The organism is Thalassotalea sp. G20_0 (assembly GCF_017744175.1).
In the GTDB taxonomy this organism is placed as follows: Bacteria; Pseudomonadota; Gammaproteobacteria; order Pseudomonadales; family Endozoicomonadaceae; genus Endozoicomonas.
Window position 1 is genome coordinate 1 of the sequence record NZ_JAGHQV010000084.1, and the last position, 12,028, is coordinate 12,028.

General features: G+C 43.9%; 18 protein-coding genes. 10 read left to right on the forward strand and 8 right to left on the reverse strand.

Annotation, left to right across the window (positions count from 1 at the left end; all coding sequences use genetic code 11):
* Nucleotides 1-290 precede the first annotated feature (290 nt).
* The gene (locus J7438_RS23850) at nucleotides 291-650 is read right to left on the reverse strand and encodes a hypothetical protein (RefSeq protein WP_209278564.1); all 360 of its coding nucleotides are present in this window, start codon (nucleotides 648-650) and stop codon (nucleotides 291-293) included.
* A gap of 192 nt (nucleotides 651-842) precedes the next feature.
* Between J7438_RS23850 and J7438_RS23855 the strand changes: the two genes are divergently transcribed.
* Nucleotides 843-1,364 (forward strand): MerR family transcriptional regulator, encoded by a 522-nt coding sequence (locus J7438_RS23855; RefSeq protein ID WP_209278565.1) that lies wholly within the window; start codon nucleotides 843-845, stop codon nucleotides 1,362-1,364.
* A 94-nt stretch (nucleotides 1,365-1,458) separates the two neighbouring features.
* Here the strand turns inward: J7438_RS23855 and J7438_RS23860 are convergent, their stop codons facing one another.
* From J7438_RS23860 to J7438_RS23870, 3 genes are all read right to left on the reverse strand, one after another.
* Complete coding sequence (locus J7438_RS23860) at nucleotides 1,459-1,941, reverse strand: hypothetical protein (RefSeq protein ID WP_209278566.1); 483 nt, start codon at nucleotides 1,939-1,941, stop codon at nucleotides 1,459-1,461.
* A gap of 505 nt (nucleotides 1,942-2,446) precedes the next feature.
* Nucleotides 2,447-2,902, reverse strand: coding sequence for an NINE protein (locus tag J7438_RS23865; RefSeq protein ID WP_209204636.1), 456 nt, complete (start codon nucleotides 2,900-2,902; stop codon nucleotides 2,447-2,449).
* 479 nt (nucleotides 2,903-3,381) lie between these two features.
* A complete protein-coding gene (locus J7438_RS23870) occupies nucleotides 3,382-3,804 on the reverse strand; it encodes a hypothetical protein (RefSeq protein WP_209278567.1) in 423 nt (140 codons plus the stop codon).
* A gap of 252 nt (nucleotides 3,805-4,056) precedes the next feature.
* Here J7438_RS23870 and J7438_RS23875 point away from each other — a divergent pair, with 252 nt between their 5' ends.
* The 3 genes from J7438_RS23875 (at nucleotide 4,057) to J7438_RS23885 (ending at nucleotide 6,134) form a co-directional block, all read left to right on the forward strand.
* Nucleotides 4,057-4,404: a hypothetical protein gene (locus J7438_RS23875; protein ID WP_209278568.1), complete on the forward strand. Its 348-nt coding sequence runs from the start codon at nucleotides 4,057-4,059 to the stop codon at nucleotides 4,402-4,404.
* 415 nt (nucleotides 4,405-4,819) lie between these two features.
* Nucleotides 4,820-5,293, forward strand: coding sequence for an ATP-binding protein (locus J7438_RS23880; protein WP_209278569.1), 474 nt, complete (start codon nucleotides 4,820-4,822; stop codon nucleotides 5,291-5,293).
* Nucleotides 5,277-6,134 (forward strand): ATP-binding protein, encoded by an 858-nt coding sequence (locus tag J7438_RS23885; RefSeq protein ID WP_209278570.1) that lies wholly within the window; start codon nucleotides 5,277-5,279, stop codon nucleotides 6,132-6,134. Before J7438_RS23880 ends, J7438_RS23885 begins: the two co-directional genes overlap by 17 nt.
* Nucleotides 6,135-6,340: 206 nt before the next feature.
* Here the strand turns inward: J7438_RS23885 and J7438_RS23890 are convergent, their stop codons facing one another.
* Nucleotides 6,341-6,676, reverse strand: a complete 336-nt coding sequence (locus J7438_RS23890) for a hypothetical protein (protein ID WP_209278571.1) — start codon at nucleotides 6,674-6,676, stop codon at nucleotides 6,341-6,343.
* A gap of 342 nt (nucleotides 6,677-7,018) precedes the next feature.
* Here J7438_RS23890 and J7438_RS23895 point away from each other — a divergent pair, with 342 nt between their 5' ends.
* Nucleotides 7,019-7,231, forward strand: coding sequence for a hypothetical protein (locus J7438_RS23895; RefSeq protein WP_209278572.1), 213 nt, complete (start codon nucleotides 7,019-7,021; stop codon nucleotides 7,229-7,231).
* Here the strand turns inward: J7438_RS23895 and J7438_RS23900 are convergent, their stop codons facing one another.
* The gene (locus J7438_RS23900) at nucleotides 7,232-7,447 is read right to left on the reverse strand and encodes a hypothetical protein (RefSeq protein WP_209204630.1); all 216 of its coding nucleotides are present in this window, start codon (nucleotides 7,445-7,447) and stop codon (nucleotides 7,232-7,234) included.
* A 235-nt stretch (nucleotides 7,448-7,682) separates the two neighbouring features.
* On the reverse strand, nucleotides 7,683-8,279 hold the full coding sequence (locus tag J7438_RS23905) for a hypothetical protein (RefSeq protein ID WP_209278573.1): 597 nt from the start codon (nucleotides 8,277-8,279) through the stop codon (nucleotides 7,683-7,685).
* Between the two features lie 288 nt (nucleotides 8,280-8,567).
* On the opposite strand from J7438_RS23905, the gene J7438_RS23910 reads away from it, so the two are divergent.
* From J7438_RS23910 to J7438_RS23930, 5 genes are all read left to right on the forward strand, one after another.
* Entirely contained in the window at nucleotides 8,568-8,942 is a 375-nt protein-coding gene (locus J7438_RS23910; RefSeq protein ID WP_209278574.1) for a hypothetical protein, read from the forward strand.
* A gap of 545 nt (nucleotides 8,943-9,487) precedes the next feature.
* Nucleotides 9,488-9,718, forward strand: a complete 231-nt coding sequence (locus J7438_RS23915; protein WP_209278575.1) for a hypothetical protein — start codon at nucleotides 9,488-9,490, stop codon at nucleotides 9,716-9,718.
* Nucleotides 9,719-9,924: 206 nt separating this feature from the next.
* On the forward strand, nucleotides 9,925-10,176 hold the full coding sequence (locus J7438_RS23920) for a type II toxin-antitoxin system Phd/YefM family antitoxin (RefSeq protein WP_066015816.1): 252 nt from the start codon (nucleotides 9,925-9,927) through the stop codon (nucleotides 10,174-10,176).
* A complete protein-coding gene (locus J7438_RS23925) occupies nucleotides 10,173-10,511 on the forward strand; it encodes a hypothetical protein (RefSeq protein WP_209278576.1) in 339 nt (112 codons plus the stop codon). The genes J7438_RS23920 and J7438_RS23925 overlap by 4 nt, the downstream gene beginning before the upstream one ends.
* Before the next feature lie 120 nt (nucleotides 10,512-10,631).
* A complete protein-coding gene (locus J7438_RS23930) occupies nucleotides 10,632-11,219 on the forward strand; it encodes a class I SAM-dependent methyltransferase (protein WP_209204623.1) in 588 nt (195 codons plus the stop codon).
* A gap of 33 nt (nucleotides 11,220-11,252) precedes the next feature.
* Here the strand turns inward: J7438_RS23930 and J7438_RS23935 are convergent, their stop codons facing one another.
* Complete coding sequence (locus J7438_RS23935) at nucleotides 11,253-11,750, reverse strand: hypothetical protein (RefSeq protein WP_209204622.1); 498 nt, start codon at nucleotides 11,748-11,750, stop codon at nucleotides 11,253-11,255.
* Nucleotides 11,751-12,028: the final 278 nt, after the last annotated feature.

Below are 12,028 nucleotides of genomic sequence, written 5' to 3' on the forward strand. Positions count from 1 at the left end.
CTTTCTTATATTGTCTTTACAGTGTCTTCTATCTAGCTGTTGCTGAGTGCTTTTTATACGCTTCCTGTTTGGTATGAATGAGAAATTCTTACAATGATCAATACTATCATTTAAAAAATGAATAAATAACGTACTCTCTTCACTTTTTAAAAAGTGGGTGTCCTTTTTATTGTATTCTTCACTTTTTAAAAAGTGGGTGTCCTTTTTATTTTTTTATTTATTTTTATTTAATATTTAAAAAATGAATAAATAACGTACTCTCTTCACTTTTTAAAAAGTGGGTGTCCTTTTTATTTTCTGTAAATATATAAGGCAGCGATAATAATTATAAATATTAAAACTGTAGTTTCCTTTGATGCATCCATATTTTTAAGCGTAATGAGAATAAGGCCAAGCCCAGAGAGCATTGCAGCATACATAGCCACAAATCTGACTCCAGCATGATCTGTAAGCCCTTTAATAAAACCCTTCTCAGAGATACTGATAACGATTGAGACAATAAATGCAAAAAATAGAACTATGGCAATAGTGCTACCAGTAAAGGTACAAAAATCTGAATTACACGTGCCTCCTCTTGCTGCAAGAGCTAAGGATGGAAATGCTGATAATGCAATGAAAATAACTTTATAAATCATTTTTATTGTACTCACATATTGCAGTGACAGAGATACTGAATAGAAACCTAACGCTCCCATCAAGCGCCGACGAAGGCGGTCGCTTGGATGGGCTTGTTATGCGTGCATGATTTAGTTTTTACTACGTGAATATTTTGATTACTATTATCTTGACCTGTCTACTGGTGTAGGGCTGAGAATTCAATCTCGACCCACGACGGAGTTTATATGCTGACTGTTACTCAATTGGCTAAAACATGCGATATCTCAAGGACAGCGGTTCTGTACTACGAGCGTGCCGGATTACTTTACCCAAAAACACGTTCTGAAAACGGCTATCGCTGGTATGGGAATAAAGAAGTAAAGAAGCTTCACTCCATATTGGCATATCGATCTTTTGGTTTGTCAGTTGAAGATATAGCAACTCTCCTAGATCGAGATAAACATGTAACGCAAGAGCAAATTTTACTTGACCAATTCAACTCTCTTGAAAAAGAGATACAGAAATTACGGTTACAGCAAAAGGCAATTGTTATGTTACTTGAACAACCCAACTTACTGGAGCAGAACATGGTCAATAAAGAACGCTGGACTGAAATTATGAAAGCTGCTGGCCTCGATGATGAAGCGATGAAAAATTGGCACATTCAGTTTGAAGCTATGGAGCCTGAAGCTCATCAAGAATTTCTTGAATCCTTAAGCATTTCAAAGGATGAAATCAAAGCAATTCGTCAGTGGTCAAAGAACTAAAATTGACAGCGTGTGACTCGACCTTGGGTTGCACGCATAACGCCTAAATCAGGTGCGCCGTAAGCGTCACCTGGATTTTCTTGTTAGGCTTTTATTACCGCGATAAAAAGCTGTATTTAGTGAGCATACCCTTTCCGTTTTCTAATACTTTCTTACCGTCTACCACATATGTAATCAAGGTTTCTCCGTCTCTAGCCCATGCTGTAACTGTTACAACTCCATTGTTGAAAGATACATTATCTACACCTCCACAAGCATGCAAAGATGGGCTGAATGAAGCTTTATTCCCTTTGATTTCAACTATAGAAAGTGCTTCCGCACACGCACTTGCACCAATGCTACCTCTAATAACAAGGTAATCGGAGCCATCAGACATACCTAATAATTTTCCATCTACTTCAATGTACTCACTATGACCTACAACTTTATTGTTAATCTTATAAGTCTGTAGATCCTGAATGCCAACAGAGTCCTTTGAGGAAATTGAAAACTTTCCATGGCTAGTATTTATATTAAAATCAGCGTTCGCACTAAAAGCAGTGGCAAGTAGTGATATACCAATTATCTTCTTTATCATTTTACTTCCTGTTTTTACGTTGTATTTGATGACTTTTGATGCCTAACAGTCGTTTACACGAATCAGTTTCGCATAACATACTGTAGATTCGCTATACGCACCAGCCGATACCCCCATACAGCCCGACTTACACGGCGTTTTGCATTTTAAAGGCTATATCTTCTGATTCGCATTTTGTGATTTGTATATTTTTCGGTCAAGCAACGCGTGTGATGACAAATTGCTTTATTTTCATTTAAAACAACAAATTAACCATTCAGTTGATTTTCTACATATACGAACCAGCTTTTACTGTATAAAAACACAGTATCAAGCAGGACTTATATGAGATTACAAGAACGCTTTCAAACTGCCATTCGCTCTGCCGGTTACTCTCTGTCTACCGAGCGCAGCTACTGGGACCAAAACCGGGGTCGTAAAACCGGGTTCGGTTCTTGAATCTTGAACTCATCGAAGATTAAAAACTGTCTTTCAATTCTTGCCCTAAAATTCTCAACCCACTTTTTCAGTTTTCTAATGCAGAACTATTCGCACTGTTTTTAATCGAGATCTGGTCGTTTAACGTCCAAAAGTCGTAAATAACACCAAGGCCAAGAAAGCCAATGGTAAACAGATACAAAATTCCGGATATCCATTTCCCCAGGTACATACGATGGACGCCGAATACACCAAGGAATGCCAGCAAGATCCATGTAACAGAGTAATCATACTGGCCACTATGGAAACGAAAATCCGCTTCCCGATCCATGGCCGGGATAAGGAAAAGATCGATCAGCCAGCCAATGCCAAAGAGACCAAGGGTGAGCAACCAGATAGTCCCTGTTACCGGTTTGCCATAATAAAAGCGGTGAGCGCCAAGAAAACCGAAAATCCAAAGTACATAACCGATAACTTTACTATGAGTGTCGTTCATTTTTATCACCTGAACCATTGGAAAAACGATGGGATCTTGGTTTTGCACACTATATTTTCTTGACCAGAAAAGTCGGCTTAATGTTTCTCCTACCCAATGTCTTAAATCAAGAGAACATTGCAACACTTTCCTGATCCGCACCCACGCTACCGCCCGTCCAGCCTTTTTCAGGAATAGTCAGGTCACGCTTTTTTGAACGACACTCAATGTCTAATTGCATAGGCATAAAATAGTATCATCGAACAGTTTACAGTGGTATTTGTTTGGCAGGATGCAGCCGATGCCCATATTTTACACTTCTTACATGGCCAATAATTACAATTCTGTTTTTTGTATATATATCCTTCTGCCAATTACAGACAACATAAAAGCAGCTTCAATAAATCCACTTCAGCAGTGCATTATTATCAATGAGTTAGATATCACAACCCATAACTTACACCTGAATATCCTCAAAAAGTACTCCTATTGAAGCACTGTATGTATTCTCATATATAAGTTTTATAGCACGATAGTTCTCAACATCCTCAACTGAATAAACCGATAACAATAAATGGACGTATATTATGAACAAAAGGAACATTTGGCTCGCCAAGGTCTCTCAGCTTGTTTATCTCCCGACTCGCCTTCTGGAGTCCTGCCTTATGCTTCAGCTTTGCGACGGCAGACTGCTCCTGATCTTTGGCTCGCTGGCCTTCGCCGGATTCCTGGTAGCGTTTGATGCTGTTGGCGATCTCGTTAATATCCACCGTCATCTCGTGCAGTTCATCGGTGTAGCGATTACGGTTGGTCACCTTGTCTCGCACAAAGCTGCCCAGCAATGGATTGTCTTGCAGAGTGGAAGTTGGTTTGTCGGCAGCGCCCATTGCTTTTCGGGTTATGGCATCGGCGGCCATCAGGGTATAACTGCCCAGCGACCGCCTCAAGGAAGCCCCACGCCCCGGAGCCATACCCAAGTTTGATGCAGAACAAATTTGCCAGATTATCGCCATGTCTTGCGACAAACCCGAAGACCATGGTTATCCCTTCAGTCATTGGTCAGAAAACTCATTGGCCATGGCAGCAATAGATAAAGGTATCGTCCCATCTATCTCTCAGAGGCAGGTGGGGCGTTTTTTAAAATCAGGCCGACATTCGTCCCGACAAGGTTAAAGGCTGGGTCGAAAGCTCAAGGGATGGGGCGTTTGAAATACACTGCGCCGATGCTTGCGACATCTATCATCAAGCCCTTGTCCGGGCGGAACAGGGTATTCGCACCATTTCCTTCGACGAAAAAACGGGGAAAAGGTTCACTGGATGAAATTACCCTCTGGACACCACGACTTAAAAAAGCGTTAAAACTTCTGGATGATCACAACAACGGTGAAAAGTTTGAGTACGTGTTCGGTGCACCCAACATTGCCGCCAAGCGAGGCATCCAGATGTCACCAGGGAAAAAAATGCACAAAAACACGTTAGACAGCCAATGGCAGAAACTGATCAACCGCGCAATAGATGAAGGACTGATTAACGAGAAGTGGCACCGACCTGAAAGCCAAAGGCGTGTCTGACCACGAAGGATTAGTATCAGGGCATAAAACACTGGAAGCGAAGAAAATCTGTATCCTGATGACCCAAGAAGTACAGGGTAGAAGGTAACAAGAAGGAAGAGAAATGAGAGAAGATATCACCGGGTAATTATCCGGTTTTTTTTGCCGCTAATTACACGACATATCTTTGATAATTGGTGCCCGGGAGAAGACTCGAACTTCCACGACCATACAGTCACTAGCACCTGAAGTTAGCGTACCACTCATATATTTCAACCACTTACCTCAAATCGTTTCAGGAAAAAGTGCGCAAGTGTGTATTATTTTTCGATATTTTCGCCATTTTTTTTAGGACAAATTTTAATGGAAACACGTTGAAGGAAAAGAGTTTTAACCTAAAGTTACTGTAATAATTATTACAGTAATAATTTATACGATGAAGTTTTACAATCTGGAAACAGAGTTCAACCACTTGCAAAACTGGAGCAATAAGGCAGCCACTGGCGGGGCATTAATGACGATTGTCACAGGCCGCAGGAGAGTGGGAAAAACCGCTTTATTGAATCAGGCTTTCCCCCGGGGAGGTGAGCATCGGGCCCTTTATCTGTTTGTTTCGAGAAAGCAGGAACGCCTGCTCTGTGAGGAGTTTGTTGAGCAAATACGCGCTTTGTTAAACGTTCCCATTTTCGGCAATCCGTCCTCACTCAGGGAAGTGCTGGAAATATTGCTGCAATACAGCTGTACCGAACCATTAACCCTTATCCTGGATGAGTTTCAGGATATTCAGCGCTCCCGCCTTTTTTTCAGAACTCCAGCATCTCTGGGATCAGTACAAAGGCAAAAGCCAGATGCACCTGATTTGCTGTGGTTCACTTTACAGCCTGATGACGCATTTGTTCCAGAACAGTAAAGAACCCCTGTTTGATCGCGCTGACAACCGGATTAATCTGCAACCTTTGAAAACCCAATTCATTGCTGAACTCCTCCATGATCAAAAAAGATTCAGTCCGGAGACCCTGTTGCAATGGTACATGCTCAGCGGCGGTGTCCCGAAATACCTGGAATGGCTGGTCAATACCGATGCCCATGAAAACATCTGGCAGACACTGGTCAGTGAACACAGTTTACTGATTGAAGAAGGTCACTACCGACTGGCCGAAGAGTTCGGTCCGGAGCATGGCACGTATTTTTCCATACTGACGGCCATCGCTGCAGGCCACACCAGCCGCCCAGCCATAGAGTCACTGTTGGAAATATCCGTCGGACCACAACTGGATCGATTAGAAAAAGAGTTTGAAATTATTGAACGACATCGGCCCGTGCTATCCAAACCGGGTACACGACTGGTGAAGTACAGAATGGTGGATGCATTTCTGGCATTCTGGTTTCGCTTTATATACCGCCATCGCAGCGCCATAGAAATAGGCAACTATAGCTTTATTCATCAGGTGATTGAACGGGATTACCCCACCTGGAGCGGGCATTGGCTGGAACAGATGCACCGTGAGCGCATCGCTGCCAGTGGGCAATACAATATTGTCGGTAGCTACTGGGAGCGGGGAAACCAGAACGAAATTGATATTGTTGCCATCAACGAACTGGAAAAAATTGCCTTAATTGCAGAAGTAAAACGCAATCCGGCCAATATCCGGTTATCCCGCCTGCAGGAAAAAGCGGAAAAGCTTCGTCAGCAGCTGAAAGGGTACGATGTGCGGTTTGAAGGGTTTTCGCTGGAAGATTTTAGCGATTAAATAATAAAAAGCGGTTTATCCACCACAAGCGGTGAAAACCCATGACATTGAACGCAATATCGAACCGTACAGATATCAACGCCTTCGGATCAAATTCCGGTAGGTTGACCTACCGGCAGTAAGGTTTTTTGCGGTACTACAGTATCAGAAAAGACTGCCAGCCCACGGTTAGCAAGCCATCTCCCTGTCTGGGTACAACCAGCGGATCAGTTCCGGTTCAGTAAGCCCTGCAACCGGTCCCGGTCAAAAATCACTTTCTCAAACGCCACCGGTGAGTCCGTTTCAAAATGGATCGCCGCAAACGCCGGGCAGTCATCATCCTCGCCGTCCGCTTTCATTTCCATCAGGGTGTAACGGTAGGCACCGGTGATCTCCCGGTCGTGGAGACTCTCCGGCAACACACAGATTTTCAGGATCCGGTTGCCCTGACTGAAGGTAAAGGCAGGGCCGGTATCATGGCGATAAGAGATATCCTGAAAGTACCCGGGTATACGGATACCCAGCGCATAGTCACCACCAAACTGCTGTTGATAACACTCCATATTATCCCCAGATAGTTATTGTGTTTTGGTATCACTGTTTTCTTGCTGATGATGGCCTCTTACGGAGGCGAGTCGGCCAGATCACCAAGGCCGTTTTTTATTTTTGATAGCTCCGACCATCCAACTTCGACCTGTCCCACTCATTAGGCCCATGGATCATCAGGCATATCATAGGAATCGCTCCCGGCTCTGACTGCGGTTGTTATTAGCCCCACTTTGCCGCTTGGGTAATAGACCTGAGTTTCACCTTATCACGGTGGGCTGCCGTTATCTTCCCCAATTTATCCTGGCCTGCTTAACTGATCACGAAGGCTCCGGATTCCAGGGGCAATCATTGCATCATTGGGAATATGGACTGAAATCCCGGGATGGTGGATCATATTCACAACCTGTAAAAACACGACGATACAGTGGGATTCAAGGAAAAGGGATGCCTATCAGAAGTCGCTCAGCCAAGGCTACACGACAAGCCGGGCGAAAATCCATGATAAAACGACGATCTTCAGCAAACCTCAAGCGCCTTTGGTCAATAATGCCAGAGAGCTTGCTGGATGATCAGTAATGGTGGGCATAAATAAGACCAGACTCACTGACTTTAATAAACAACTCTCTATGCTCTTTGGCCAACACCTTCAGCCTGCGCTTTTTGTGTGGTTTAACCAGTGCAACCGCTAAAGTAATGGCAGCCAGCTCGGCAACACGCTGGTTATCCGACAGTTTCAGTTTATGCAAACGCGCTATATTCTTCCTGGAAATAGTTGACTGACGCATAAAACCAAATATTTCATTTTCCTGATCAATTGCACATCTTTCCTCTTTGGGTTTCTTAGAGCACTCTTTGCAGATATGGTTCTTATGCCCTTTACCGGAAAACTGTTCATTTGGCTTGCTACAGGCACAAATCCTACAGTAATGACCCATTGATACCTCTTAGTTTATTTCATCGATAAATTTATCTTCCTCAATAGCTTTTACTAACCCAGACAGGAATATAGCATGTAAGATATCAAACAGATCGTAATAAACCACGGGACTCATTAAGTAATATTTTTCGCCCGGCAAGCTCTTTAGTGGTTAACAACTCATGGTAAATCTCGATGTATCGCTTTCTGACACGGCGAAACTCAAGTGAACCATACGTCTCACCCATCCACTCCCGCTCGTTATCCGTAATCGCGTTATTGACCTCTTCTGGCAAGTCATAAATATAATCCAGATTGTGGAAGTTGGATGCATGCCAGATATCATATTCCTGCTCGAGGGGCTGGCCCAGCACGTAAGGGATCAGATAAAGATTTGCCAGCATCAGCTCCGCCAGTTTGTAGCGTGCTTCCACCGGTTTGTTCATTCTCAGCAAGCCCAGAGACCAGCACAATGTCTGGATCGGTTCGCCCGCATCATCAGGAAATTCTTCCTGGTACCAGTTAAAGTAACTCTCTGACTTCTTCAAATCGTTCAGGACAAGGTACAGACTGAACAGAACATAGCGTTTACCGCTGCCATCACTGATGAAGTGATATTCTTTTTTCTCTTTGTTGAGCGCCGATCGATAGCTGGAAATTCTGGCTTTCAGCTTTTTTTCAGTTTCAGGGAAGATCAACATCGAATCTCTCAGATTTTATTCACACGCTTTCTCATCGCGGTGATGCAATTGAAGAATAATGGCTTTGCCAATGGTCGTGGCGGTTTCTACCCGGATAGTCATAGGGCTTCTCTTTTATTAACGTCTGTTTGCACAACGATCCGATCAAAACAAGGTAATAAATTTCTGCTGTATAAGCCTGCGTCCGATAAAACAGTACTACAGATCCGTGCGCAGCTTATTTCACTCTGGATTGAATGTCACCAGACCAATTGCTTATTCTGATCAAAACCAACAGCAGGTTTCACTGTGCCCCAGCTGGACCAACCTTGCAGCAAACACTTCACCTACCGGCAACTGATTGAGTGCGGTGAAACCCGGCAATCATCGTCAATTGATAACCTGCCACTGGCTGAGCAGAGCTGGCAGGCCCTTGCCGATTTGGCGATTCATATACTCGATCCGGTTTATGAGCAGTTTGGTGACCTGGAAATCACCTATGGCTTTTGCTCCCCCCCGTTGGCGACGGCAAGAAAAAACTGGCCAAAGAACAGGGTGTGCTGCCCTCGATATATCCCAAACTGGATCAGCACAGCTGCTTTGGAAAAAACAGAAAGGGAGACACCATCTGCTCCCGGGGAGGAGCCGCCTGTGATTTTCATGTGCCGGACACCTCATCACTGAAGGTAACCACCTGAATAGTTAAACAGCTCCCCTTTGACAGGCTCTATTTTTATGGACACGACAAGCCCATTCACGTTAGCTATAACAGTGAGTCTCAAAATGCAGCCATATGCATAATGACACCCAAAACCAACGGCCAATAATGGCTACCTGAAGGGACAATACACCGTATTTGACTACGGCTGCGGCCATGGCGATGACCTGTCGGAATTACAGGCCCATGGCATCACCGCCAGTGGCTGGGATCCAAACTGGCGACCCGAGGGCGAAAAAACAGAAGGAGATCTGGTCAACCTTGGCTATGTCATTAATGTGATCGAAGACCTGGAAGTTACCAGCCAGTATCCTTAACCACAGCCACTCACTGATCATCCATAGTCGTTTTATAAATGACCTGCCGCCCCCGTTAAGAATCTATGCCGGTTGTGCCACACAGCTCTTTTCAGAAACCGATGGCGTAGACCTGGTAAAAATTCATATCCGTTCCGGCAAACTGACCCTGATGACCTACGAGGGTTTTACAACCCAGCCCATTCCCATGCTTCGTGAAAGGGTTAAGATTAACCTGCGCCAGCGCACTGTCGATTTTTTTTAACTACGGCTATGGCGACTACGACCCACAACCACTCTACTGGAAGTCCCGGTTGATCGACGCAAGTTTTCCCGATTATGGCAAGCAGGAGTCTTTCGATAAACGCCTTTCCGGCTTGAACATTCCTGAGCTGGCTGACGGGCATGGCCCTTCACTAGGAGGCTGTCCGAGAGAATCTGACTGACCTGCTTCGTATAAATCACGAACTCACGATTAAAGGTTACCGGTTCTTCAAAGCACAGAGCGCCATCGCCCCCTCATAATGCACAGCACGAACAGTACAATGCCGATTATCAAAACCGTAAAAGCTGACCAGAGTGACCGGCCACATCCCGATAGCAAAAGATCTATATATGGACTATATTTAGGCCATAAACAGGAGGCAGAGTGATGAGAATTGAACCGATCAGTTTCGTAAAAAAGAATGCGGCTAACCTGGACCTGGAAGAACCGATCGTTGTGACCCAAAATGGTAAGCCAGTCTATGTCATTGAATCCTTTGAAGATAGAGAGCGCAGGCAAGAAGCTACCGCGTTGCTGAAGCTATTGTCTTTTGGCGCCAAAGACGAGGCAGAGGGCAAAACACTGTCGGGTGACCAGGTACTGAACAATATCAGGGCAAAGTATCTGGATAATAAATGATGCGGGTTATCTACCTTGAGTCCTATCAGATCTCTATGGAGCTGGTGATAGAACACACTGCGTCCAGACACCCTGAAAACCTGCCAGGCCATATCGACAAACTCGCTGAAATCCAGGCGGCTTTTGAAACGCAAGTTACTGAGAACCCAAAATCATGCCCCGTTAATTACGACCTCGAACGTTATTTTGGCCTGCAGTTTCGCGAATACCTTAAAGATGGCTACAGGATTCTCTACCGGGTTGATGACTCGAAAGCCGTCATCGTAACCTTTATCTTTATGAGCCAGTTTCAAAAAACCAGCCGGTTATTGGAACAGTTTGTTTTCCGGCGTTAGCTTCTGCCCTGGCCAACCACCGAACCGGTATGATTTAATCACCTTCAGCCTTAAACGTGTCATTTATCAAAACCCGTGGCATCATACAGCCATCTGAAGTATTACCAGCAACCCTCACTAATGTCAGACAGCATCCCCTTCTATGACCTGAATGCCGAGTCTTTTTTTAACACAACGGTCGACGTCGATACCCAGTCCCTGTATCAAAACTTTCTGCCACATATACAAGAACATGGTCATATACTGGATGCTGGCTGTGGTTCAGGCAGAGATGCCAAGGCCTTTCTGGAGCTGGGTTATCAGGTAACAGCATTCGACGGCAGTAAAGCCATGGTCAATATGGCCAGGAATCTCACTGGCTTGGCTGTTGAGCACTCATTATTTAAAGACTTCCAGTCAGAACAGCAATTTGATGGTATCTGGGCCTGTGCCTCGCTCCTGCATGTTCCTTATACAGAACTCTCCGATACCTTCACTCATCTGGCCTCGTTCCTGAAAATGGATGGCATCTTCTACTGTTCGTTTAAGCTGGGCGAAAATTACCAGCTAATCCGTAATGGCCGGAGTTTCACTGATGTAAACTACTCTGGTCTTATAGATATTCTCAGCAATACGCCACTGAAGATCAGCCATCACTGGCAAACATCCGACCTTCGCCCAGGCAGAGCCAATGAGCAATGGCTTAATGCCCTGCTAACCAGGATTTAGGTATTCCTCGTTCTAGTCATATCCCATTTCTTCCTAATAATATAGTGACTTTTTCTTTGATTCAGCCCTATCTGCAATATTTTCTACAAAATCTACCTGACGATTAAAAGAATCTGTGAAATTAAGTTTCTTTTCGAATTCAGCTTTAGAAAGTGGGGAACTAAATACATCTTCATACGTCTTGCAGTATGCAACTGAAAAGGGACCAAAAGAAATTTCACCTTTTGAAATCAGATCTGATAATGAAGAAATCATTATAAAAACCCGCTCTGAATAAAGGTTATATGCCTTCTCATTATCACGGGAAGAGGAAGTCATAAATTCCATAAGAATAATAGAACTTACAAATGCTTTTTCAAGCTTACTTAATTGATTGCATTGATCCAGTACAGCACTAAATATAGTTTTACTAAAGGGATTGCCATAAACAACAAAAGAAGCGAGGTTATTAGGAAGGCCAGCCCGACGTAATAGACTATCAGCCCCTCCTTGAACACCTATCATTTTAAATTTATTCAAAAAACCGAACATAATACATCTGCCTGATAACAAGGCTCAATTTTATTAAATCACAAAACCATAGTCATCAGCATTATCCGCATGTCTTGCATCATTTAACTCGATATTGGTTTTGCACCTAACGCCGCATTCAGGTGCGCCAAAGACGTCACCTGGAATGCTTTGTTAGCCGTACATTGAATTAAGTAGCACTATTGATAACATAATTTGGAGTGTTACTAATGAGAATATTTGGATTGTTTTCAACAGCGATGGATATTGTTGAATGTTTTAGATCCGCAAGTGTCTGT